At 58.9% G+C, this 23,731-nt stretch carries 25 protein-coding genes; 16 read left to right on the forward strand and 9 right to left on the reverse strand.

Annotation, left to right across the window (positions count from 1 at the left end):
• Window positions 1-16: 16 nt before the first annotated feature.
• The 5 genes from BLO50_RS09890 to BLO50_RS09910 all read right to left on the reverse strand — a co-directional run bounded on the left by BLO50_RS09890 (window position 17) and on the right by BLO50_RS09910 (window position 5,426).
• On the reverse strand, window positions 17-1,048 hold the full coding sequence (locus BLO50_RS09890) for an AbrB family transcriptional regulator (RefSeq protein ID WP_090251966.1): 1,032 nt from the start codon (window positions 1,046-1,048) through the stop codon (window positions 17-19).
• Entirely contained in the window at window positions 1,041-2,549 is a 1,509-nt protein-coding gene (locus tag BLO50_RS09895; protein WP_090251969.1) for a tripartite tricarboxylate transporter permease, read from the reverse strand. Before BLO50_RS09895 ends, BLO50_RS09890 begins: the two co-directional genes overlap by 8 nt.
• 2 nt (window positions 2,550-2,551) lie before the next feature.
• Window positions 2,552-2,995 (reverse strand): tripartite tricarboxylate transporter TctB family protein, encoded by a 444-nt coding sequence (locus tag BLO50_RS09900; protein ID WP_090251971.1) that lies wholly within the window; start codon window positions 2,993-2,995, stop codon window positions 2,552-2,554.
• 152 nt (window positions 2,996-3,147) lie between these two features.
• Window positions 3,148-4,125 (reverse strand): Bug family tripartite tricarboxylate transporter substrate binding protein, encoded by a 978-nt coding sequence (locus BLO50_RS09905; protein WP_090251974.1) that lies wholly within the window; start codon window positions 4,123-4,125, stop codon window positions 3,148-3,150.
• A 29-nt stretch (window positions 4,126-4,154) separates the two neighbouring features.
• Window positions 4,155-5,426 (reverse strand): OprD family porin, encoded by a 1,272-nt coding sequence (locus tag BLO50_RS09910; RefSeq protein ID WP_090251977.1) that lies wholly within the window; start codon window positions 5,424-5,426, stop codon window positions 4,155-4,157.
• A 206-nt stretch (window positions 5,427-5,632) separates the two neighbouring features.
• Between BLO50_RS09910 and BLO50_RS09915 the strand changes: the two genes are divergently transcribed.
• Window positions 5,633-6,304: a response regulator gene (locus tag BLO50_RS09915; RefSeq protein WP_090251980.1), complete on the forward strand. Its 672-nt coding sequence runs from the start codon at window positions 5,633-5,635 to the stop codon at window positions 6,302-6,304.
• Window positions 6,297-7,712, forward strand: a complete 1,416-nt coding sequence (locus tag BLO50_RS09920) for a sensor histidine kinase (protein ID WP_090251983.1) — start codon at window positions 6,297-6,299, stop codon at window positions 7,710-7,712. The genes BLO50_RS09915 and BLO50_RS09920 overlap by 8 nt, the downstream gene beginning before the upstream one ends.
• Before the next feature lies 1 nt (window position 7,713).
• Here BLO50_RS09920 and BLO50_RS09925 read toward each other — a convergent pair whose 3' ends face one another.
• From BLO50_RS09925 to ygfZ, 3 genes are all read right to left on the reverse strand, one after another.
• The gene (locus tag BLO50_RS09925; RefSeq protein ID WP_090251986.1) at window positions 7,714-8,475 is read right to left on the reverse strand and encodes a substrate-binding periplasmic protein; all 762 of its coding nucleotides are present in this window, start codon (window positions 8,473-8,475) and stop codon (window positions 7,714-7,716) included.
• 69 nt (window positions 8,476-8,544) lie between these two features.
• Window positions 8,545-9,381 (reverse strand): HDOD domain-containing protein, encoded by an 837-nt coding sequence (locus BLO50_RS09930; protein ID WP_090251989.1) that lies wholly within the window; start codon window positions 9,379-9,381, stop codon window positions 8,545-8,547.
• A 49-nt stretch (window positions 9,382-9,430) separates the two neighbouring features.
• Window positions 9,431-10,372 (reverse strand): CAF17-like 4Fe-4S cluster assembly/insertion protein YgfZ, encoded by a 942-nt coding sequence (ygfZ, locus tag BLO50_RS09935; protein ID WP_090251992.1) that lies wholly within the window; start codon window positions 10,370-10,372, stop codon window positions 9,431-9,433.
• Between the two features lie 248 nt (window positions 10,373-10,620).
• Between ygfZ and BLO50_RS09940 the strand changes: the two genes are divergently transcribed.
• A complete protein-coding gene (locus BLO50_RS09940) occupies window positions 10,621-10,875 on the forward strand; it encodes an FAD assembly factor SdhE (protein ID WP_090251995.1) in 255 nt (84 codons plus the stop codon).
• Window positions 10,859-11,311: a protein YgfX gene (locus tag BLO50_RS09945; RefSeq protein ID WP_090251997.1), complete on the forward strand. Its 453-nt coding sequence runs from the start codon at window positions 10,859-10,861 to the stop codon at window positions 11,309-11,311. The genes BLO50_RS09940 and BLO50_RS09945 overlap by 17 nt, the downstream gene beginning before the upstream one ends.
• Here the strand turns inward: BLO50_RS09945 and nadB are convergent.
• Entirely contained in the window at window positions 11,280-12,896 is a 1,617-nt protein-coding gene (nadB, locus tag BLO50_RS09950; RefSeq protein WP_090252000.1) for an L-aspartate oxidase, read from the reverse strand. The two genes, BLO50_RS09945 and nadB, sit on opposite strands and share 32 nt — an antisense overlap.
• Before the next feature lie 369 nt (window positions 12,897-13,265).
• On the opposite strand from nadB, the gene rpoE reads away from it, so the two are divergent.
• The 12 genes from rpoE (at window position 13,266) to pdxJ (ending at window position 23,730) form a co-directional block, all read left to right on the forward strand.
• A complete protein-coding gene (gene rpoE / locus BLO50_RS09955; protein ID WP_090252003.1) occupies window positions 13,266-13,847 on the forward strand; it encodes an RNA polymerase sigma factor RpoE/AlgU in 582 nt (193 codons plus the stop codon).
• 31 nt (window positions 13,848-13,878) lie between these two features.
• On the forward strand, window positions 13,879-14,472 hold the full coding sequence (locus BLO50_RS09960) for a sigma-E factor negative regulatory protein (protein ID WP_090252005.1): 594 nt from the start codon (window positions 13,879-13,881) through the stop codon (window positions 14,470-14,472).
• A 22-nt stretch (window positions 14,473-14,494) separates the two neighbouring features.
• The gene (locus BLO50_RS09965; RefSeq protein ID WP_090252008.1) at window positions 14,495-15,442 is read left to right on the forward strand and encodes a MucB/RseB C-terminal domain-containing protein; all 948 of its coding nucleotides are present in this window, start codon (window positions 14,495-14,497) and stop codon (window positions 15,440-15,442) included.
• Window positions 15,439-15,894: a SoxR reducing system RseC family protein gene (locus tag BLO50_RS09970; protein WP_090252011.1), complete on the forward strand. Its 456-nt coding sequence runs from the start codon at window positions 15,439-15,441 to the stop codon at window positions 15,892-15,894. Before BLO50_RS09965 ends, BLO50_RS09970 begins: the two co-directional genes overlap by 4 nt.
• 82 nt (window positions 15,895-15,976) lie before the next feature.
• Window positions 15,977-17,359 carry a DegQ family serine endoprotease gene (locus BLO50_RS09975; protein WP_420875463.1) on the forward strand — a complete coding sequence of 461 codons (1,383 nt, stop codon included), beginning with the start codon at window positions 15,977-15,979 and terminating at the stop codon, window positions 17,357-17,359.
• A gap of 148 nt (window positions 17,360-17,507) precedes the next feature.
• Window positions 17,508-19,307, forward strand: a complete 1,800-nt coding sequence (gene lepA / locus BLO50_RS09980) for a translation elongation factor 4 (RefSeq protein ID WP_090252015.1) — start codon at window positions 17,508-17,510, stop codon at window positions 19,305-19,307.
• Between the two features lie 6 nt (window positions 19,308-19,313).
• Complete coding sequence (gene lepB, locus BLO50_RS09985) at window positions 19,314-20,168, forward strand: signal peptidase I (RefSeq protein ID WP_090252018.1); 855 nt, start codon at window positions 19,314-19,316, stop codon at window positions 20,166-20,168.
• A 103-nt stretch (window positions 20,169-20,271) separates the two neighbouring features.
• Window positions 20,272-20,649, forward strand: coding sequence for a DUF4845 domain-containing protein (locus BLO50_RS09990; RefSeq protein WP_090252020.1), 378 nt, complete (start codon window positions 20,272-20,274; stop codon window positions 20,647-20,649).
• The gene (rnc, locus tag BLO50_RS09995) at window positions 20,646-21,335 is read left to right on the forward strand and encodes a ribonuclease III (RefSeq protein WP_090252023.1); all 690 of its coding nucleotides are present in this window, start codon (window positions 20,646-20,648) and stop codon (window positions 21,333-21,335) included. Before BLO50_RS09990 ends, rnc begins: the two co-directional genes overlap by 4 nt.
• Window positions 21,328-22,230, forward strand: a complete 903-nt coding sequence (gene era / locus BLO50_RS10000) for a GTPase Era (RefSeq protein WP_090252025.1) — start codon at window positions 21,328-21,330, stop codon at window positions 22,228-22,230. Before rnc ends, era begins: the two co-directional genes overlap by 8 nt.
• Before the next feature lie 62 nt (window positions 22,231-22,292).
• Window positions 22,293-22,991, forward strand: coding sequence for a DNA repair protein RecO (gene recO, locus BLO50_RS10005; RefSeq protein ID WP_090252028.1), 699 nt, complete (start codon window positions 22,293-22,295; stop codon window positions 22,989-22,991).
• Complete coding sequence (pdxJ, locus tag BLO50_RS10010) at window positions 22,984-23,730, forward strand: pyridoxine 5'-phosphate synthase (protein ID WP_090252031.1); 747 nt, start codon at window positions 22,984-22,986, stop codon at window positions 23,728-23,730. Before recO ends, pdxJ begins: the two co-directional genes overlap by 8 nt.
• The last annotated feature ends 1 nt before the right edge of the window (window position 23,731 follow it).

Here is a 23,731-nt window from a genome sequence, read left to right on the forward strand (position 1 = left end):
GGTCGCTAAAGTGATTTCAGCTGCGTTGCCAAAGCCTGAATAACGGCTCGGCGAGAAACATCACTAGAAACAGCCGCAGCACCTGCAAGGCCGTGACCAGCGCCACCGAGAGGTGCAGGGCTTCTGCGGTCAGGCACAGTTCGGTGATGCCGCCGGGCATCATGCCGAGCATCAGTGCATTCTGGTTTTCCCCGGCCAGCCAGCCCAGGCCTTGGCCCAACGCGGCGGCGGCGAGCATGGCGAGCAGGCAGAACAGCAGAATGCGTGCGAGAAACCCCGGCGCACTGCGAAAGAAATTTCGGTCGAAGTGACAACCTAGGGCGCAGCCAATCAGCCATTGACCGGTCTGGCCGAGGCCATTGGGCAAGCCCAGGTGCAGATCGAAGCTGACACTGGCTACGGCGCAGACAGTCAGCGGGCCGAGCATCCACGGGTTGGGTTGGCCCAAACGTCCCCATAGCCAAGCCAGCAGCGCGCCACCTGGCAGCAGTACCGCCAGCCAGGGCCAACTCACCGCTGCAGGTGCTGGCGGCGCGATGGGCGGCAGGCTCCAGGTGAATATTGCCGGAATCAGCAATACCACCAGCAGCAAGCGCAGGCTGTGGGCGGCGGCCACCTTGGCGGTTTCGGCGTTATGCCGTTGTGCCAGGTTGACCATCTCGCTGGCACCACCCGGCATGCTGGCAAAGAACGCAGTGGCGCGATCCAGGCCGGCGCGGCGCAGCACGACAATACCGATCAGGCTGAGCAGCAGGGTGAGCAGGGCACCGAGCAGAATCACGCCGAAATGGCTGAGCAGTTGGCCGAATACTTCATGGGTGAAATGCAGGCCGATGGCGCTGGACACCAGCCACTGGCCGGTCTTGCGCCCGCCCGGCAGCTCGGTGATCAGCCAGCCGCTGCAGCGCGCAGCAATAACTGCCAGCAGCGAGCCGATGATCCACGGCAAAGGCCAGCCGATCAGGCTGGCCAGATAGCCGCCTAACAGGCCGACCAGGGGTGTGGCCCACCAGCTTTGCCAGCCGGTGAGCGCATGGAGCTTAGGCATTGGCCAGTTGCGCCGCACGGCGCGAACGCCACCAGCGCAGGCCCGGCAGGCCGAGCATCAGCGCGGTGAGTGCCCACAGGCACAGGCTGATCGGGCTGTTCCAGAGGATGCTCAGGTCGCCAGCGGAAATCGACAGGGCGCGGCGCAGGTTGTCTTCCATCAGCTCACCAAGAACGAAGCCGAGGATCAGTGCCGACAGCGGGAAGTCCAGCTTGCGCAGTATGTAGCCGAATACGCCGAGGCCGATCATCAACACCAGGTCGAAGGTGGTGCTGTGCACCGCGTACACGCCGACCATGCTGATCACGGTGATCGCCGGCACTAGCACCCAGTTGGGCACGCTGAGCATGCGGGCGAACAGGCCAACCAGTGGAATGTTCATCACCAGCAGAATCACGTTGCCGATAAACAGCGAGGCGATCAGGCCCCAGACCACGTCCGGTTGCTGTTCGAACAGCAGCGGGCCAGGGGTGATGTTGTACAGCGTCAGTGCGCCGATCATCACAGCGGTGGTGCCAGAACCCGGTACGCCGAGGGTCAGCATGGGGATCAGTGAGCCGCAGGCAGAGGCGTTGTTGGCCGCTTCCGGCGCCGCCAGGCCGCGCAGATCACCGTCGCCGAATTTGCCGTTCGGGCCAGCCATGCGCTTTTCAGTCATATAGGTCATGGCGCTGGCGATGGTTGCACCGGCACCTGGCAGGACGCCGATGACGAAGCCGGCCAGGGAGCTGCGCACCATGGTCCAGAAGGTGAAGCAGAACTCCTTGAAGTTGAACAGCAGGCGGCCGCTGGCCTTCACGGCTTTCTGGCCGTTGTGGGTTTTTTCCAGCATCAGCAGCACTTCACTGACGCTGAAGAAGCCGATTACCACGATAACGAACTGGATGCCGTCCGACAGGCTGACGCTGCCGAAGGTGAAGCGATACACGCCGGTGGTCGAGTCCACCCCAACGGTGGCCAGGGCCAGGCCGATCAAAGCAGCCATCAGGGTTTTAACCGGCTTGTCGCCGACCATACCGCCGAGGCAGGCGATGGCGAAAATCATCAGCACAAAGTACTCGGCAGGGCCGAAGGCCACCGCCCAGTTGGCCAGAATTGGCGCGAACAGCACCACACCGCAGGTGGCGATCATGCTGCCGATAAACGAGCTGACGGCCGACAGCGACAGGGCGATCCCGGCCTTGCCCTGGCGGGCGAGCGGGTAGCCGTCGAGGGTAGTCATCACCGCCGCAGCGTCGCCAGGTACGTTGAGCAGAATCGCCGAGATACGCCCGCCGTATTCACAGCCCAGGTATACGGCAGCGAGCAGGATCAGTGCAGTTTCCGGCGACAGGCCGAGGGCAAAGGCCAGTGGCAGCAGCAGCGCTACGCCATTGATTGGGCCAAGGCCCGGCAACAGGCCGACGATGGTGCCGACAAAGGCACCGAACAAGGCGACCAACAGGTTTTCCGGTCGCGTGGCGACTTCGAAACCTTGCATCAAGAAATTCAGGGTTTCCATTTTCAGCTCTCCACAAAGGCTTCGAACAGGCCGAGGGGCAGCGGCACATCCAGCAGGTAATCAAACAGGCCATAAAGCAGCACACCCATCAGCACGGCGCTGATGGCGCAGGGCAGCGGGCGACCGGTAAACAGCAGGCCAAGGGCGAAGGTGGCCAGCGTGGTGCTGATGACAAAGCCGAGCACTTCAAACAGCACCGCATAGGCCAGCAGCGCCAAGACGCACAGCACAGCGCGTAAGGCCGCGCGGGTATTCAGCGTCTGCTCCAGTAGGCCGGGTTTGAATAACAGCCACAGGCTGCCAGCAGCCATCAGGCTGAGCAGCAGCAACGGATAGGCACGTGGCCCAACCGGATCGTAGGCGAAGGGTGCCTGGAAGCCCCAGGCGATGACGGCGAGAACGGCGCAAAACAGCAGCCAGCTCGCGGCGAACAGGCGAACGTACATGGCGGATTACCTAGTCGATAAAACCAAAGGGGCGGAAGGGCCGTAGGATGGGCATCACGCTGTGATGCCCATGGGGTGTTACAGCGTGGGTTACGCCGCTGCGCGGCTAACCTACGTGGCCCGACCCATCCTGCGATTTGCGGCGCGGCCGCTTACTGCATCAGGCCGAACTCGCCAGCCAGCGCCTTGTACTCCTCAACTTGCTTGAAGACCAAGGCTTTCAGTTCGTCGCCAGTCACTGACAACGGCAGCAGATCGCGCTGTTCACGCAGGGTGGCGAAGTCTTCACGGGCCAGCAGGGTGTCGAACTGCTGTTTCCACCAGTTGTACTGCTCATCAGTCACATCTGGGCCCATGTAGAAGCCGCGTATTACCGGCCAGACGATGTCGTAGCCCTGTTCCTTGGCGGTGGGGATATCGGCCAGTTTGCCGGGTAGACGCTCTTCGGAGAGCACGGCGAGGATGCGTACTTTCTTCGCCGCCAGTTGCGGGGTGACTTCGCCCAGACCGCTGGAGGTGACCTGCACATGGCCGCCGAGCATAGCGGTGAGGGTTTCGCCGCCGCCCTCAAAGGCTACGTAGCGCAGGTTTTTTGGGTCGATACCGGCCAGACGGGCGATCAGCGCGGTCTGCATCCAGTCCTGGCCGCCGATGGTGGCGCCTGCACCGAAGACGATGCTGGTCGGGTCTTTCTTCAAGGCTTTGACCAGATCGTCCAGGCTCTGGTACGGCGAGTCGGCACGCACGGTGATCGCGCCGTAGTCGGTGCCTACCGCAGCCAACCAGCGCACGCCAGTTTCGTCGTAACGGCCGAACTTGCCTTGCGCCAGGTTGAGCAAGGATCCGCTGGAGAACGCGGTGATGGTGCCTGGATCATCAGCACGCTGGGCAATCACCGCGTTGTAAGCCACCGCGCCGACACCGCCGGGCATGTAAGTGACGCGCATCGGTGCTTTCAGCAGGCCGGCGTCTTTCAGGCCGCTTTGCGCCAGTTTGCAGGTCAGGTCAAAGCCGCCGCCGGGCTTGGCCGGGGCGATGCATTCTGGGCGCTTGGGTTCGGCAGCCAGCAGTTGGCCGGCGAAGGCCATGCAAGCGGTGGCCAGGGCGATGCGGGTAAAGGCAGTTTTCATGGGGTATTCCTCTGTTCTCTTATTGTGGATTACCAGATCGGCAGCGTGTAGCCGACGATGACGCGGTTCTCGTCCGCATCGCGGGCGAAGTCGGATTTGAAGCTGGCGTTACGCAGGCGCACGTAGACATCTTTCAGTGGCCCGCTCTGCACCACGTACTTGACCTCGATGTTGCGTTCCCACTCGCCGCCGGTGTCATCAGTGCCGGCGATTTGCGCGTCGCTGCCTTTGATGTAGCGGGTCATAAAGCTCAGGCCGGGGACGCCGAGCTTGCCGAAGTCGTAGTCGTAACGGGCCTGCCAGGAGCGCTCGTCGGCGTTGGCGAAGTCGTTGATCTGTACGAAGTTGACCAGGAACGGGTCGCTGCCATCGATGTAGGCATAACCGGTGTCGCCGCTCATGTCCTGAAAGCCCAGGCCCAGTTTGTGACCGTTGATGCCATAGGTGAGCATGGCGTTGAAGGCGCGGTTGTCGATCTTGCCGGCATTGGAGGCGCCGCTGTCCTTGCTCAGCATCATGCGTACATCAGCGCTGAGGGTGCCGCTGCCCAGCGGTTGGCTGGCGAGCAGGCCGAAGAAGTGCTGGCGGTAGATGTCGTCGAGGTCGGCGAAGTAATAACGCCCGGTCAGGCCTTTGGCGAACTCATAATCGAAGCCCATCAGGTCCAGATGATCCGCCGTGATACCTGCGGCGAAGCGGCGGTTCTTGCTATTGAGGATCAGCTCTTCGGAGTTGGTCGAGGCGCGGTCGATGACTTTATCCAGGCGCCCGCCGGTAAAGGTCAGGCCGTCGAGTTCGCTGGAGGTCAGTAGGCCGCCTTCGAACACCTGCGGTAGCAGGCGGCTGTCGCTGGCCTTGACCACAGGCAACTCTGGCACGTGCGAGCCGTAGCGCAGTTCGGTATTGGAGACCTTGACCTTGGCTGTCAGGCCCAGGCGACCGAATTGGTCCGGGGTGCCGCCATCGTCTTGTACGGGGAGCAGGTCGGTGCCGGTGCGGCCGCCGCCGGAATCCAGTTTGACCCCAACCACACCCAGTGCATCAAGGCCAAAGCCCACGGTGCCTTCGGTGTAGCCGGACTGGACGTCGAGCCAGAAACCTTGGCCCCACTCTTCACGCTTGTTCTGCTGGCTGCTGGTGCCTTCGCGGAAATCACGGTTGAGGTAGATATTGGTGGTGGTCAGGCTGGCTTTGCTGTCAGCCACAAAATCGGCGTGTGCAGCGGGGGCAAGCATGGCGGTAGCGATTGCTAGGCTGAGCAGGTGAGCAGGCGCAAGCGCCTGATGAGATGCAGTCGGCATCCTGTGGTCTCCATTATTGTTTTTGTCACGGCTGCGCACCACTGCGTCAGTCGTTCAGGTCGGTGGATCGAGCCACCTGAAACCGATGCTAGGGGGTCAAGCTTTCACCAAGCTTTCAGTTTGAAAGAAAGTCGTTGGGGCATTCGCAGCGGCCTCTGCGCCGTTACACTGGGCGCATAACAACAAGTTCGTGGAGTGCTATTACCGTGCGAGTCCTACTGGTTGAGGACCATCTGCCCCTGGCTGAAAGCGTGGCCCAGGCCCTGCGTGGCATCGGGCTTAATGTGGATATGCTGCATGACGGTGTGGCGGCCGATCTTGCCCTGAGCAGCGAGGATTATGCCCTGGCGATTCTTGATATCGGCCTGCCACGCCTGGACGGTTTTCAGGTGCTGGCGCGTCTGCGTGAGCGTGGTAATACCCTGCCAGTGCTGATGCTCACCGCCCGTGGTGAGGTGAAGGATCGCGTTCATGGTCTTAATCTGGGTGCCGATGATTACCTGGCCAAACCCTTTGAAGTGAGTGAGCTGGAAGCACGGGTCAAGGCACTGCTGCGCCGTACTGTGCTCGGTGGCGAGCGCCAGCAACGTTGCGGCAGCCTGCTGTATGACCTGGATACCCGGCGCTTTACCCTTGCCGATGCTCTGCTGACCCTGACCTCCCGCGAACAGGCGGTGCTGGAGGCGATGATTGCCCGGCCTGGGCGGGTGATGAGCAAGGAGCAGTTGGCCGCTCAGGTGTTTGGTCTGGATGAAGAGGCCAGCAGTGACGCCATTGAAATTTACGTCCATCGCCTGCGCAAAAAGCTCGAAGGGAGCGGGGTGCGCATCGTCACCTTCCGTGGGCTGGGCTATTTGTTGGAGGCTGTTGGTGACTGAGCATCACCCGCTTGAAAACCACGAACCGGGCAGCCTGCGCGGACGGCTGATCCGCCGCTTGGCGGTGTTGCTGGCGTTGATTCTGCTAGTCAGCAGTCTAAGCGCTTACTGGAGCGCTCGGCATGCCGCCGATACTGCCTACGACCGCACCTTGCTGGCTTCGGCGCGGGCGGTTGCCGACGGCTTGTACACCACAGCCGAGCGCTTGAATGCCAACGTGCCGTATGTGGCACTGGACACCTTTGCCTATGACAGTGCTGGGCGCATCTACTACCAGGTATTAGACGTGCAGGGTGCGCTGGTATCGGGTTATGAAGACCTGCCGCCGCCGCCGGCCCATATCAAACGCACAGAGGATTATCCGGCGTTGGCGCGTTTCTACGATGCCGAGTTTCGTGAGCAGGGTGTGCGAGTGGTCAGCCTGCTGCAGCCGGTCAGTGAGCCGGGCCTTAACGGCGTGGCGGAAATCCGTGTGGCGGAAACCCAGGGTGCGCGTGAGCGCATGGCCCGCGAGCTGTTGCTCGGCACCTTGCTGCGCATGGGCGTGCTGTCGCTGAGTGCGTTGCTGTTGGTGTGGCTGGCGGTAAGCGCTGCGCTGCGCCCTCTGGAAGCCTTGCGCCGCAGTGTGGCGGCGCGCACCAGTGATGATCTGCAGCCGCTGTCGAATCTCGGCATGCCACGTGAACTGCGCCCATTGATCGATGCGCTGAACCAGTTCAATGACCGGCTGCGCAACCTGTTCGAGCGCCAGTCACAATTTATTGCCGATGCCTCCCACGAGCTGCGCACGCCCTTGGCCGCGCTCAAGGCGCGGGTTGAGTTAGGACTGCGCGCGCAGGAGCCTTCGATCTGGCGCAGCACGCTGGAAGAGGCCGCGCTGAACACCGACAAACTGACCCATCTGGCCAATCAGCTGCTTTCGCTAGCACGTATCGAAAGCGGTGCACGGGCCATTGCTGAAGGCGGCGCGCAGCGTATAGATCTCAGCCAGCTGGCGCGTGAACTGGGCATGGCGCTGGCACCACTGGCCCATGCACGAGGGATTGCGCTGGCACTGGAGGCAGAGCAGGCGGTATGGGTCAGTGGCGAGCCGACGCTGCTCAACGAGTTGCTGTGCAACCTGCTGGATAACGCCTTGGCGCATACCGCTGCCGGCGGCAATGTGATCCTGCGGGTATTGCCGACTGGGGTGCTGGAGGTCGAAGACGACGGCCCTGGAATTCCGCCAGAAGAGCATGAGCGGGTGTTTGCGCGCTTCTATAGGCGCAGTAACAAGGGCTCTGGGGCCGGCTTGGGTTTGGCGATTGTCGGTGAGATTTGCCGGGCGCATCAGGCTGAGATCAGCCTGCACCAGGCGCAGCCGCACGGTTTGTTGGTGCGCGTCGAATTTGCCGGCGTAGACGTCTGACTCAAGGAGCGAGGCTGAGTGGCTGCTGAATTTCCAGCAGGTACTGGGTAACCTTGCCGCTTTCGCGCAGTTGTGCCAGGCCTTGGTTGAAGCGGGCGATCAGCTCGGCATTGCCGGGTACTTCCCGCGAGAGCAGCAGGTGCAGGCTGTCGCTGCGTAGGGGCTTGGGGTGAAAGCTCAGTTGTGCGCGCTCGGCTGCGCTGAAGTGCTGATGCAGCATGTCGAAGCCGACCACCTTGTCCATTGGAAACAGATCGACGCGGCCGGCAATCAGTTGGCGAAAGGCGGTTTCATCACTGGTCACTCGATTGACCCGCAATTGTCCGCTGGCTTCGGCCTGCTGAAAGGCCGCGCCATAGTCATAGCCGCGGGTGCCGACCAGGCGTCGACCTTGCAGGTCGCCAATCTGTTGCCAGTCAAAGCTGTAGCCCTTGCGGTGGAACAGGTAGTAACCGCTTTCCACCACCGGGTCGCTGATAAAGAACTTTTCTTCACGCTCACTGCTGTGCAGCCAGACCGCGCTGCCATCGCGTTTGCCGCGCTCGGCCAGTTGCAGCGAGCGTGCCCAGGGGTGGAATTCCCAGGTCACCTCAACTCCCTGCAGGGCAAAGGCTTCGGCGACGATGCGTGATGCGACGCCCTTATGCGGCAGCTGTTCTCCCAGATAAGGCGGCCATTCACCGTTGGTCAGGCGCACAGATTCCGCGGCAGTCAGGCTGCCGCAGAACAAGCTGAATAGAAGGGGTAGCAGCAGTAGGCGCATGAACCGAATGCCAAATACGGGGACTGCGTTCAGTCTAGTTGCATTCGGTTGCATGCGTTTGCAGGGAGGTTACTGAAGCATGCTCATGGCCGCTTCCATGGCGGCGGAAAGGTCTTCGTCTTCGTTCAGGTTCTGGTTTGGATCAAGGCCCAGTTTGGCGAACGCCGGGATCTGGCTCCAGTCCAGTTTGGTGTAGGGATGTTCGCTGCCAATGTAACTCTGCAAGGTAGCGACCTGGACGATATCGACATAGTCGACTTTGGCACTGTCACGGGTGAAGTCCAAGTATTGGCTGGGTACCATGGCAATCAGTTCAGGAAAGTCCCAGGTGCGCAGGATCTTGTCGCCGATGATTGGGTGGATCTGCTCAATCACGTGGTTGAGGCTGATCGAGTCAGCCAGTAGCTCGCTGTGATCTTCGGCGTACGTGAGGATCGGCAGCACACCGATCTGATGCACCAGGCCGGCGAGGGTGGCCTGGTCGGGCAGTAGGCGCGTGTAGTGTTTGCACAGCACGTGGCAGATACCGGCGATTTCCGTGCTTTTGTTCCACACTTCGCGCATTTTGCGGTCAACCACATCGCTGGTGGCCTGGAACATCTGTTCCATGGCTAGGCCCGTGGCCAGGTTGCAGGTGTAATTGATGCCAAGGCGGCCGACGGCCATCTGCAGGTCGGTGATTTCCTTGTTGGTGCGCAGCAACGGGCTGTTCACCACTTTGATGATGCGCGCGGTCAGGGCGGCATCGTTACCAATCACTTTGCTCAGTTGCGGGATGCTGATATCCGGATCTTCGGCTGCCTCGCGGACTTTCAGTGCGACCTCCGGCAGAGTCGGCAGGACCAGCTCATCATTGTCGATGGCCTGGGTCAGTTCCTTTTGGACTTTCTCGGCAAGCTTGCTCATGGGCAATTCTCTTTGGCGTTCAAGCAATAGTGATAAGTGTAGTCAGGGCTTAGCGCTGTATTTCGCGGTCTGAATCCAGTGTATACGGCAAATCGAGCACGCTCAGCGTGCGGCCCTCAGCAGAACCCAGGTGAATAACGCCATTCAGTGCGGCTTCGTCCTGTAACACGGCAAGCAACTCGACGCCGTCTGGGGTGCGTGCGGCCAGTACCACTTCTCCCACGCTGGAGGTGTGCGTTGGTGAGAACAGCAGCGTAGCGGGCTCGGGCACCTGACTGTCATACAGCGCCAGGCGATACAGGCGGCGCTTGAGTTTGCCCAGGTACTGCATGCGCGCGACGATTTCCTGGCCGGTGTAGCAGCCTTTTTTGAAGCTGACGCCGCCTACGGCCTGCAGGTTGATCATCTGTGGGATAAACAGCTCGCGGGTGCTACCCACGACCTGGCCGATGCCCGCACGGACTTGCGCCAGCAGCCAATCATTCAGTGGCGCTTCCGGCAGTTGGCTGGCCACTTGTGCCTGCACGGCTGTGGCCTGGGCAGCGGGTATCCACAGTTCAGCGCGGCCGTCGCTCAAGCGCAGGGCCAGTAAATCATCGCGACGAGCGACGCTGTCGGCGGTCGTTGCGAGCTCTAAACCGAGGCTGCGCAGGATGTCATCGGCACCGTTCAGGCCGATGCGCAGCCAGTCCTGGCTTTCGTCGGTGAGCTTGGATTTGCTGAAAACGGCGTATTTCTTCAGGTCAGTCAGTTGCGCATCCAGCAAATCACTGGCCATTGCCAGCAAATAACCGTCACTCACGCTGAGGATGCGAAAGCTCGATTGCATGCGGCCCTTGGGGGTGCAGCGCGCGCCTAGGCTGGAATAGCTGTCGCTCAGGTAGTTGAGGTTGCAGGTGACTTGACCCTGGAGGAACTTGTTGGCGTCGGGGCCGCGCACGGCGAGGACGCCTTCGTGGCTGAGGATGCAATAAAACGCGGTATCGGCCATGGTGGATTAGGTATCGCTGGATAAAAGTTAGGGGGCTCATCATAGAGCGCCCCTCGCGCCTTGTCAGCGCTTGCGCTTGACTCGTTTCAGGGAATAACAGCCGGCTGGCCGCGTACGGTCAATAGATGTGCATTTCCTCGTATACTGCATGCCGTAATTTGTTGCATGTCATGTATGGCGGCCACCCTTCGGGGTCGTCGCTGTGCGACGCTAAAAATGGTGTTTAGCCATTTTCAAGGAGCTGATCCGTGGTTGAAGAAGTAGAGCTCAATCGTCTTTTCTGGCACAGCCGTCGCGGCATGCTGGAGCTGGATGTGTTGCTGGTGCCGTTTGTTCGCGAGGTCTATCCGCACCTTGATGAGGCTGATCGCGAGCGTTATCGCAAGCTGCTCGAGTGTGAGGACCAGGATATGTTTGGCTGGTTTATGCAGCGCAGCGAGCCTGAAGATGCGGATCTCAAGCTCATGGTTCGGATGATTTTGGACCGTGTTCAGCCCAAGTGATGCCTTCGAGTGTCAGTGGCAGCCTTCTCGGCAGCTACTGGCCTGCTATGCCCTGATTCAGGGGTTGGCGCTGCTCAGTCTGGCGCTGGTGGATATGCCAAGTTGGGGGCGCTTGCTCGGCGTGAGTTTCTGTTTCGCCCACGCTGCCTGGGTAGTGCCAAGGCATTTGCTGTTGAGTGTGCCGCAGGCCTTTCGAGGGCTGCGTTACACGGCTGAGGGTTGGCAGGTGCACTGCATGGCGCAGGGTTGGCAGGCTATTGAGCTGCATCCGGATAGCCTGGCGTTACCGTTGATTGTGTTGTTGCGCTTTCGTCTGGTCGGGCAGCGCAAGGTGCGCTCGGTTTGCATCGCCCGCGACAGTCTGGCGCGGGATCAGCACCGCCGCTTAAGGGTGCGGCTTAAATTCAGTCGCCATAGGTGGGCGGTAGCAGAATAGTGTCCTTGGCTTCAGTCAGTTGATGCGGGTAGTCCAGGGTGTAGTGCAGGCCTCGGCTTTCATGGCGCAGCATGGCTGAGCGGATCATCAGTTCGGCAACTTGCGCCAAGTTACGCAGTTCGATGAGGTCACGGCTGACTTTGTAGTTGCTGTAGAACTCGTGAATTTCATCAAGCAGCAGCCGTACGCGGTGTTCGGCCCTTTGCAGGCGCTTGTTGGTGCGCACGATGCCGACGTAGTCCCACATAAAACGCCGCAGCTCATCCCAGTTGTGCGCAATGATAACGTCTTCGTCTGAGTCGGTTACCTGACTAGCATCCCAGCCGGGAAGGGCGCTTGGCATGCTGACGTGCTCCAGTTGGGCGAGAATGTTCTCGGCCGCTGAGCGGGCGTAGACGAAGCATTCCAGCAGCGAATTGCTGGCCATACGGTTGGCCCCATGCAGGCCGGTAAAGCTGGTTTCGCCAATCGCGTACAAGCCGGGGATATCGGTGCAGCCGCTTTGGTCTACCAGTACGCCGCCGCAGGTGTAGTGCGCCGCCGGTACAACAGGGATCGGTTCTTTGGTGATGTCGATGCCGAAGTCCAGGCAGCGCTCATACACGGTAGGGAAGTGCGATTTCACAAAGTCAGCCGGTTTGTGGCTGATGTCGAGGAATACGCAGTCGATACCCAGGCGCTTCATTTCGTGGTCGATTGCGCGGGCGACGATATCCCGCGGCGCCAGTTCGGCCCGCTCATCGAAGCGCGGCATAAAACGTTCGCCGTTAGGTAGTTTGAGCAGTGCGCCTTCACCGCGCAGCGCTTCGGTGACCAGAAAACTCTTGGCTTTGGGGTGGTACAGGCAGGTCGGGTGGAACTGATTGAATTCCAAGTTGCCGACCCGACAGCCGGCGCGCCAGGCCATGGCAATACCGTCGCCGCAGGCGCCGTCCGGGTTGCTGGTGTAGAGATACACCTTGGCCGCACCGCCCGTGGCAAGAATCACAAAGCGTGCGCTGAAGGTATCGACCTCGCCGCTGGCGCGGTTGAGCACGTAAGCGCCCAGGCAGCGCTGGCCTTCCAGGCCGAGTTTGCGCTCAGTGATCAGGTCAACGGCGACACGTTGCTCCAGCAGTTCGATGTTGCTGCGCTGCCGGGTCTGCTCCAGCAGTGTGTTGAAGATCGCCGCGCCGGTGGCGTCGGCAGCATGGATGATGCGTCGGTGGCTGTGGCCGCCTTCGCGGGTCAAGTGGAATTCGAAACCGCCGTCTTCGCGGGCGTGTTCGTCGTCGCGGGTAAAGGGTACGCCTTGGTCGATCAGCCACTGGATGGCTTCGCGGCTGTGCTCTACGGTAAAGCGCACGGCGTCTTCGCGGCACAGGCCGCCTCCGGCATTGAGGGTGTCTTCGACATGCGACTCGACGGTGTCGGTATCATCCAGCACCGCGGCTACGCCGCCTTGCGCCCAGTATGTCGAGCCGTTGGACAGGTTGCCCTTGCTCAGTACGGCAATGCGCAGGTGCTCAGGCAGCGTGAGTGCCAGCGTCAGGCCGGCGGCACCGCTGCCGATAACCAGAACGTCGTGTTGGTAATGTTGGCTCATGTCCGAATTCCGCGAAAAGCGAGCTCTAGTATATAGAGGGGGTGAGCGTCACAATAGCCAGCTTATGACCAAGTGCGTTACTCGGGAACTTTTTAAGTATTTCGGGTTCCATAGGCGGTTATTTACATGGGAAATCGCCTGTGTCGGACGGCTTTGTAACGGGCCTGAGATTTTGGCCTTGCCGCCGGGTGATCCAGACTACGAGCGCAGCAGTGGAACCCCTTTGCTGCGCTGTTCCGTGCAGGGCTTTTGAGTGTTCTGCAGGAAGCTTGTTTGAAGGAGAGAACTTTTGCGCAATACCCAAGTCTACTTTGGCAGACCGAGTAAAGGGTTGGCGTTTCACTCCTTCAGACCCTATGAGGAGTTTTCATGCTAACCCAGGAAGATGATCAGCAGCTGGTCGAGCGCGTGCAGCGTGGCGACAAGCGGGCGTTTGATCTATTAGTGCTCAAGTATCAGCACAAGATTCTCGGGTTGATCGTGCGTTTTGTGCATGACACCCATGAGGCGCAGGACGTGGCGCAGGAGGCCTTCGTAAAGGCATACCGGGCCCTTGGTAATTTTCGGGGCGACAGTGCGTTCTACACATGGCTGTATCGCATTGCTATCAACACGGCGAAGAACCATCTGGTGTCGCGTGGTCGACGCCCGCCAGACAGTGATGTAAGTGCTGAAGATGCCGAGTTTTATGATGGTGACCATGCCCTCAAAGACATCGAATCGCCGGAGCGCGCATTGTTGCGCGATGAGATCGAAGCCACCGTACACCGCAGTATTGAGCAGTTGCCGGAAGATTTACGTACAGCGCTAACCTTGCGTGAATTTGATGGTCTGAGTTATGAGGACATTGCCAGCGTCATGCAATGTCCAGTCGGCACCGTGCGCTCGCGAATTTTTCGAGCACGTGAAGCCATTGATCGATCCCTGCAGCCGTTGCTGCAGGAAACCTGAGACAGCGGCGTCAGCCAAGAGAGGAACCGCCATGAGTCGTGAAACCCTGCAGGAATCGCTGTCCGCGGTGATGGATAACCAAGCGGATGAACTTGAACTAAGGCGCGTACTAGCAGCCAGTGATGAACCTGAGCTGCGCGCCACCTGGTCGCGTTATCAGCTTGCTCGCGCGGTCATGCACAAAGAGCTGCTTGAGCCGCGTCTGGATATTGCCGCTGCTGTATCCGAGGCCCTGGCTGATGATGTTGCTCCGGTTGCGCAACAAGTACAGCGCGGCTCTTGGCGCACTGTAGGTCGCCTGGCCGTTGCAGCTTCGGTTACCGTGGCAGTGCTTGCGGGTGTGCGTTTTTACAACCAGGACGACATCACCGGTGCCCAGTTGGCGCAGCAATCCAGTCAGCCGGTGTTGAACATTCCTCAGGTCAGTGGGCCGGCAATGCTGGCTGGGTTTAATTCCTCTGATGAACAAGCTCCCCCTGCAGCGAGCGCTGTCGGTCAAGGTCAGCCGGGTTGGCATGAGCAGCGTTTGCCGTCCTACTTACGTCAGCATGCGCAGCAGGCTGCCATGAGTACCAGTGAAGGTGCGCTGCCTTATGCTCGCGCAGCCAGTTTGGAAGGCCGTTAACGGTCTGTTGTTAAGGAATCGCATGCGCTTTATTCCTTTTGGCGTTTTGTTGCTGGGCAGCTGGCTGGCTCTGCCGGCTGCTGCCGATGAAGGCTCTGTGATGCTGCAGCGCTTGGCCGATGCTGAGCGTACTCTGAGTTTTCAGGGCACCTTTGTCTATGAACGCAATGGCAGCTTTTCGACGCACAGCATCTGGCATCAGGCTGGTGAGGGCGTTGCTCTGCGTGAGCGATTGCTGCAGCTGGATGGTTCCGCGCAAGAAGTAGTGCGTGTCGATGGCCAGGTTCAGTGCGCCAGTGGTGCGTTGGCTGACCAGCTGATCGACAGTCAACTATGGCCCGCTCGGGCGTTAAATGCCGAGCAGCTGAGTGAGTGGTATGAGTTGCGTGTGCTCGGTAAGTCCCGTGTGGCTGGGCGAGCGACTGATGTGTTGGCACTGGTGCCGCGCGACCAACATCGCTATGGCATTGAGCTGCACCTGGATCAGCAAACGGGTTTGCCGCTCAAATCCTTGCTGGTGAATGACAAGGGGCAGTTGCTCGAGCGCCTCCAGTTTACTCAACTAGAAACGGACGCCCCCGTACCCTCGAATCTTGAACCCAGTGCCGGGTGTCGCCCTGTGCGTTTGGGTCCTGTGCAGGCTCAGGCGGCTGAAGCGTGGCGCTCTGACTGGCTGCCGCCGGGCTTCAGCTTGAGTTCGGTCACTCAGCGCCGCAGTCCTGCATCCGATGAGCTCGTGGCCTGTCAGGTGTATGGCGATGGTTTGGCGCGTTTTTCCGTGTTTATGGAGCCCTTGCGCGGCGAGGCTGTTGAGGATGTACGTACTCAGCTGGGTCCTACAGTGGCTGTTTCGCGTCGATTGAAGACCCGTGATGGTGACGTGATGGTTACCGTGGTTGGCGAAATTCCGCTGGGCACCGCTGAGCGAGTGGCCTTGTCCATGCGTTCGCTTGGCGAGGTGGCGCAGTGATTGAGGAGCAGGGGCGGGTCGTGGCTGTTGAGCCCGGCGCTGTCTGGGTTGAAACAGTACGCAAAAGCACCTGCTCCAGTTGTTCCGTTAAAGCCGGTTGTGGCCAGAGCTTGCTTGAGCAGCTTGGGGCAAGTGGTCGTCGTGGTTATGTGCGTGCGTTGTCTGATCTGCAGCTGAATATTGGCGATGCGGTGGTTATTGGCGTGCGCGAAGACTTGTTGGTGCGTGGTTCACTGCTGGTTTATCTATTGCCTTTGCTCGGGTTGTTCGCCGCGGCTGTGCTAGCTGAACAGGCAGGCTGGAGCGAGCCTTGGGTAATACTCAGTGCGCTGTTCGGTTTTCTCTTCGCTTGTTGTGCGGTGCGTTGGCGCAGCCGTGTTACGGCCGGTGATCCTGCGTTGCAACCTGTGGTGTTGCGTGCATTGCTTGGTGGTGCCGCCGCTGCGTTCTAAGACTTTTGCTGGCCTGATGGGGAGTTATATGTCGAAGCCTGGTCTGAAATCTTCATTTACCGCGTTATTGGCTGTGCTGCTGATGGGGCATGCGTTTTTTGCTCAGGCGAGCCTGCCGGATTTCACCGAGCTGGTTGAGCAGGCATCACCGGCGGTAGTCAATATCAGCACCCGGCAGAAGATGCCGGATCGCGCGGTGGCTGGCAGTGGCCAGCTCAATGTGCCTGATCTGGAAGGCCTGCCGCCGATGTTTCGCGAGTTTTTCGAGCGTAATATTCCACAGATGCCACGTGCGCCTGGCGGTGGCCGCCAGCGTGAAGCCCAGTCGCTGGGCTCAGGCTTTATCATTTCCGCTGATGGCTACGTGCTGACCAATAACCATGTGATCGCCGATGCCGATGAAATCATCGTGCGCCTGTCTGATCGCAGTGAACTGGAAGCAAAATTGGTTGGTACCGACCCGCGCAGCGATGTTGCGCTTCTCAAGGTTGAGGGCTCTGGCTTGCCAACCGTCAAGTTGGGCAAGTCGGAAGAGTTAAAGGTTGGAGAGTGGGTGTTGGCTATCGGTTCACCCTTTGGCTTCGATCATTCGGTAACTGCCGGGATCGTCAGTGCCAAGGGCCGCAGTCTGCCGAACGAGAGCTATGTGCCGTTTATCCAGACGGATGTGGCGATCAATCCAGGTAACTCCGGCGGCCCACTGTTCAACCTGGCCGGTGAAGTGGTGGGCATCAACTCACAGATTTTCACCCGCTCCGGTGGCTTTATGGGGCTGTCATTTGCCATCCCCATGAGTGTAGCGATGGACGTAGCCGATCAACTGAAGGCTGAAGGTAAGGTCAGTCGCGGCTGGCTGGGTGTGGTGATTCAGGAAGTTAACAAGGATCTGGCTGAGTCATTTGGCCTGGATAAACCGGCTGGTGCGCTGGTGGCGCAGGTGCTGGAAGAAGGGCCGGCTGCCAAAGGCGGCTTGCAGGTCGGCGATGTGATTCTCAGTCTGGACGGTAAGCCGATCATTATGTCTGCTGACTTGCCGCATCTGGTCGGTGCGCTCAAACCGGGTACCAGTGCCGAGCTGGATGTGGTACGCGATGGTGCGCGTAAGAAGCTGAAGTTGAGTATCGGTGCGCTGCCTGAAGACGGTGAGGCCTTGGCGGGTACAGCTGAGCCTGGTGTTGAGCGCAGCAGTAATCGTTTGGGTGTCAAAGTGGTTGAGCTGACTGCTGAGCAACAGAAGAGCCTCGACCTCAAAGGTGGCGTGGCGATTTCTGAGGTCCAGGATGGGCCCGCGGCGCTGATTGGCTTGCGTCCGGGGGATGTAATTACTCACTTGAACAATCAGGCTATTAATTCGGCCAAAACGTTTACCGAGGTGGCGCAGGCACTGCCGAAGAACCGTTCGGTGTCGATGCGTGTGCTGCGTCAGGGACGCGCCAGCTTTATCACCTTCAAATTGGCCGATTAACCAGGCATGCAGGTTACAAAGGGCGACTTCGGTCGCCCTTTTACATCCTACAGTCGTGTGGCCTTGATGACGTGCAAGGTGGCATTCGGGTAGACTTGGCGGCTATTTTCGGCGGGCAGTCGCCTGCGACCTTTTTGAGTGTTGATCCGTGAGTGATTTGAGTCATATCCGCAATTTCTCCATCATCGCCCACATTGACCACGGCAAGTCGACCTTGGCCGACCGGTTTATCCAAATGTGTGGCGGCTTGGCCGACCGTGAAATGGAAGCCCAGGTGCTGGACTCCATGGATCTGGAGCGTGAGCGCGGGATCACCATCAAGGCACACAGCGTTACCCTGTATTACAAGGCTAAAGACGGCATCACCTACCAGCTGAACTTCATCGATACCCCTGGGCATGTCGACTTCACCTATGAAGTCAGCCGCTCTCTGGCTGCTTGCGAAGGCGCGCTGCTGGTGGTCGATGCCGGTCAGGGCGTGGAAGCGCAGTCAGTCGCCAACTGTTACACCGCGATCGAGCAGGGCCTTGAGGTCATGCCGGTACTGAATAAGATCGACTTGCCTCAGGCTGACCCGGACCGGGTCAAGGAAGAAATCGAGAAGATCATCGGCATTGATGCCACTGACGCCGTGACCTGCAGTGCCAAAACAGGTTTGGGTGTTGATGAAGTACTCGAGCGTCTGGTGCACACGATCCCTGCACCGACCGGTGACATTGAGGCGCCATTGCAAGCGCTGATCATCGACTCCTGGTTCGATAACTACCTCGGTGTGGTTTCCCTGGTACGCGTTCGCCATGGTCGAATCAAGAAAGGTGACAAAGTGCTGGTGAAGTCCACCGGCAAGATCCACCTGGTCGATAGCGTTGGCGTGTTTAACCCTAAGCACACCGCCACCGCTGACCTGAAAGCCGGTGAGGTGGGCTTTATTATCGCCAGTATCAAGGATATTCACGGCGCACCGGTGGGGGATACCCTAACCCTGGCCGCCACGCCGAATGTCGAAGTACTGCCTGGTTTCAAACGTATTCAGCCGCAGGTCTATGCCGGGTTATTCCCGGTCAGTTCCGACGATTTCGAAGATTTCCGGGATGCGTTGCAGAAGCTGACCCTGAACGATTCGTCACTGCAATATTCACCTGAAAGCTCAGATGCACTGGGCTTTGGCTTCCGTTGTGGCTTCCTTGGCATGCTGCACATGGAAATCATCCAGGAGCGTCTTGAGCGCGAATACGACCTGGATCTGATCACCACTGCACCGAGTGTGATTTTCGAAGTGGTGCTCAAAACGGGTGAGACGATTTACGTCGATAACCCGTCTAAATTGCCGGATATCTCCTCGGTCGAGGACTTCCGTGAGCCGATCGTACAAGCCACCATTCTTGTGCCGCAGGAGCACCTGGGTAATGTGATTACCCTGTGTATCGAAAAACGCGGTGTGCAGCGCGATATGCAGTTCCTTGGTTCTCAGGTTCAGGTTCGCTATGACCTGCCGATGAACGAAGTGGTGCTCGACTTCTTTGACCGTCTGAAATCCACCAGTCGCGGTTATGCCTCGCTCGACTACCATTTCGACCGCTACCAGTCGGCCAACCTGGTCAAGCTGGATGTGCTGATTAACGGTGACAAGGTTGATGCCCTGGCCCTGATCGTCCACAAGGACAACGCCCACTATAAAGGTCGCGCGTTGACCGAAAAGATGAAAGAGCTGATCCCCCGGCAGATGTTCGATGTGGCCATTCAGGCTGCAATTGGTGGGCAAATCGTTGCGCGGACCACGGTTAAGGCGCTGCGCAAAAACGTATTGGCCAAGTGCTACGGCGGTGACGTCAGCCGTAAACGCAAGCTGCTCGAAAAGCAGAAGGCCGGTAAGAAACGCATGAAGCAAGTGGGTAACGTGGAAATTCCACAGGAAGCCTTCCTTGCAGTGCTCAGGTTGGATAGTTAAGGGCCTATGTCGATCAATTTCCCGCTGTTACTGGTTATCGCCGTTGCCGTTTGTGGCGCGCTGGCGTTGTTTGACCTGATCTTTCTGGCCCCGCGCCGGCGAGCCGCTATCAGCACCTACCACGGTCAGGTCAGTGAGCCTGATGAGGCGGTAGTGGAACGCTTGAACAAAGAGCCTTTACTGGTGGAATACGGCAAGTCGTTCTTCCCGGTGCTGGCCATCGTGCTGGTGCTGCGTTCGTTTCTGGTTGAACCGTTCCAGATTCCTTCTGGCTCGATGAAGCCGACTCTGGAAGTGGGCGATTTCATCCTTGTCAACAAGTTCGCTTATGGTATTCGCCTGCCGGTGTTGGACACCAAGGTCATTGAAGTAGGTCATCCGCAGCGTGGCGATGTGATGGTATTTCGTTACCCGAGCGACCCTAACATCAACTACATCAAGCGTGTGGTTGGGTTGGCCGGTGATCGCATTGCCTACAGCAGCGACAAACGTCTGACTATCAATGGTGAGTTGGTAGCGCAGCAGTTGATTGGCGATGAGCCGGGTAGCCTGGGCAGTGCTAAGTTGTACAACGAAAAACTGGGCAAGGCCGAGCACCAGATTCGTAAAGAAATGCAGCGTTATCGCGTTGAGCCGGGTCGCGAGTGGGTGGTGCCGCAAGGGCATTACTTCATGATGGGGGACAACCGCGATAACTCCAATGACAGCCGTTACTGGAATGATCCGACCATACCCAAGCCGCTACTGGGCATGGTGCCGGACCAAAATATCGTCGGTAAAGCGTTTGCCATCTGGATGAGCTGGCCAGACCCGAAGTCGCGCAACCTGCCCAACTTCTCTCGCGTCGGCCTGATTCACTGACCTGCTGGCTAATTTACGACGCTGTTAAATGCAGCGTTGCGGGCTATATATAGTCTTGCCTCCAGCCGTTAAGGCTTCCATAAAATCGAATTTGGGGACAAACATGAAATCTGCGCATTCGCAAAAGGGAATGTCGATTCTTAGTTGGTTGATGGTGCTCACTGTAGTCGCCTTTTTGGCCAACGCAGCATTCAAGATATTGCCTCACTACCTTGATTATATGTCGATAAGTAAAATTATTATGTCGGTTGAAACTGAAAGGTCTTTACAGATACGAACGATTGGTGATTTCTATAGTCATGTTGATAAGGGTGTGCAGGTCAATAATATTCGTAGCTTGAATATTAGAGATGCCATTAAAGTCAAAGTTGAAAATAACGATTTCAAAGTTCATCTGAAATATGAACAGCGCGAGCCATTGATCGAGAATATCGATCTGGTGGTTCGATTTGATAAAGAATTCCGCGTGCGTATGCCGTGAGTGCGCCGTTAGCCCGTCTCGAGCGACAGCTCGGCTATACATTCAAGGACCAGGAACTGATGATCCTGGCCCTTACCCATCGCAGTTTCGCCGGGCGCAATAACGAGCGTCTGGAGTTTCTCGGCGATGCGATCCTCAACTTTGTCGCGGGTGAAGCGCTGTTTCAGCGCTTCCCGTTAGCGCGCGAAGGGCAGCTTTCGCGCTTGCGCGCGCGCCTAGTTAAAGGCGAAACCCTCGCCATCCTAGCGCGTGGTTTCGATTTGGGTGAGTACCTGCGCTTAGGTTCCGGCGAATTGAAGAGCGGCGGTTTTCGTCGCGAGTCGATTCTTGCCGATGCCCTGGAAGCACTAATTGGCGCTATCTACCTGGATACAGGTATGGAAGCGGCCCGTGAGCGTGTGCTGGCCTGGCTGACCACCGAGTTGGATAGCCTGACCTTGGTCGACACCAACAAGGATCCTAAAACCCGCTTGCAGGAATTTTTGCAATCGCGCGGCTGTGAGTTGCCGCGTTACGAGGTGGTGGATATTCAGGGCGAGCCGCACTGCCGGACATTCGTGGTCGAATGTCAGATAACCTTACTGAATGATAAAACCCTGGGGCAGGGCGCCAGTCGGCGTATCGCTGAGCAGGTAGCGGCTGCTGCCGCGCTGATCGCCTTGGGTGTGGAGAATGGCAATGACTGATACACCTGTTACACGCTGTGGCTATGTCGCCATCGTCGGCCGGCCCAACGTGGGCAAGTCGACGTTGCTCAACCACATTCTCGGGCAGAAGCTGGCAATCACCTCGCGCAAGCCGCAGACCACGCGGCACAACATGCTCGGCATCAAAACCGAGGGTGAAGTGCAGGCGATCTATGTCGACACCCCCGGCCTGCACAAGAACAACGAGAAAGCGCTCAACCGCTACATGAATAAGAATGCTTCGTCGGCGCTGAAGGATGTCGACGTGGTGATCTTCGTTGTCGATCGCACCCGCTGGACCGATGAGGACCAGATGGTCTTGGAGCGTATTCAGTACGTCGAAGGCCCGGTGATTCTGGCGATCAATAAGACCGATCGTATCGAGGACAAGGCAGAGCTGATGCCGCATCTGGAGTGGCTGGCCACCCAGTTGCCGAAGGCTGAAATCGTGCCGGTTTCGGCGCAGCATGGGCATAACCTCGACACCCTGGAAAAACTGGTAGGCGAGCATTTGCCGGAAGGCGTGCACTTCTTCCCGGAAGACCAGGTCACCGACCGCTCCAGCCGTTTCTTCGCTGCTGAGTTGGTGCGCGAGAAGATCATGCGTCAGCTGGGCGCTGAACTGCCGTATCAAATCACTGTGGAAATCGAGGAATTCAAGCGTGACGGGCGCATCCTGCATATCCATGCGTTGATTCTGGTCGAGCGTGATGGTCAGAAAAAAATCATCATTGGCGACAAAGGCGAGCGGATTAAGCGCATTGGCCAGGAAGCGCGCAAGGATATGGAGGTTATGTTCGACTCCAAGATCATGCTTAACCTGTGGGTCAAGGTTAAAAGTGGCTGGTCGGACGACGAGCGCGCACTGCGCTCTCTGGGTTACGACAACATCTAGTGTTGCGCGGGCGAACCTATTCGCCCGTTTCTGCGTTCCGTCACGTTGAGTCACCACCGGCCATGCTTGCAGACAGTCAGCCTGCCTATGTACTGCACAGCCGCGCTTACCGCGAAAGCAGCGCGCTGGTCGACTTTCTCACCCCCAAAGGTCGCTTGCGTGCAGTACTGCGTGGCGCTCGGGGCAAAGCCGGTAGTTTGGCTCGGCCGTTTATTCCGCTGGACGCCGAGTTTCGCGGGCGAGGTGAGCTGAAGAACGTCGGGCGTCTTGAGCCTGCGGGCATTCCCAATTTGTTGACGGGTGAGGCGCTGTTCAGTGGCCTGTACCTCAATGAATTGCTGATTCGCCTGTTACCCGCCGAAGACCCTCATCCCGCTGTGTTCGATCATTACGCCATGACGGTGTTGGCATTGGCAGAAGGTCGCCCGCTGGAACCGCTGTTGCGTTCGTTTGAATGGCGTCTGCTGGACGAGCTGGGCTATGGTTTCGCCTTGAATCTGGACAGCGAAGGTCAGCCCATTGTCGCCAGCGGCCTGTATCGTCTGCACACTGAAGCTGGTTTGGTGCCGATTGGCCAATTGCAGCCCGGTGCTTTTCAAGGTGTTGAACTGCTCGCCATGGCCGAGGCTGACTGGGCCGTGCCAGGCGCTCTTGCTGCGGCCAAACGCTTGATGCGTCAGGCCCTAGCTCCCCATTTAGGCGGCCGACCGCTGGTCAGCCGCGAACTGTTTATGACGCTCAAGGAGCCAAGCCGTGACTGATGCCAATCGTATTCTGCTGGGTGTAAATATTGACCACGTGGCCACTCTGCGTCAGGCCCGTGGCACCCGTTATCCCGACCCGGTCAAGGCCGCGCTGGACGCCGAAGAGGCGGGGGCCGACGGTATCACCGTGCACCTGCGCGAAGACCGCCGGCATATTCAAGAACGTGATGTGCGCTTGCTTAAGGAAGTCATGCAGACGCGCATGAACTTCGAGATGGGCGTGACCGAAGAAATGCTGGCTTTTGCCGAAAGCATCCGTCCCGAACACGTCTGTCTGGTACCGGAAACCCGTCAGGAGCTGACCACCGAAGGCGGCTTGGATGTTGCCGGGCAGGAAGCGCGGATTCGCGCAGCGGTCGAACGCCTAAGCAAGATTGGCTGCGAGGTCTCGCTGTTTATCGACCCGGACCCACTGCAGATTGAGGCGTCCAAGCGGGTCGGCGCGCCGGCCATCGAGCTGCACACCGGTCGTTATGCCGATGCCCATACCCCGGAAGAAGCCGCACGCGAACTGGCGCGGATTCGTGACGGTGTGGCCTGTGGCCTGCAGTATGGCCTGATCGTTAATGCGGGCCACGGCTTGCACTATCACAACGTTGAGCCGGTGGCGGCTATTGCTGGCATTAATGAGCTGAACATCGGTCACGCCCTGGTAGCCCACGCGCTGTTTGTTGGCTTTAAGCAGGCGGTAGTGGAGATGAAACAGTTGATCGTCGCGGCGGCTAATCGCGGTTGAG

This window comes from Pseudomonas peli (assembly GCF_900099645.1).
In the GTDB taxonomy this organism is placed as follows: Bacteria; Pseudomonadota; Gammaproteobacteria; order Pseudomonadales; family Pseudomonadaceae; genus Aquipseudomonas; species Aquipseudomonas peli.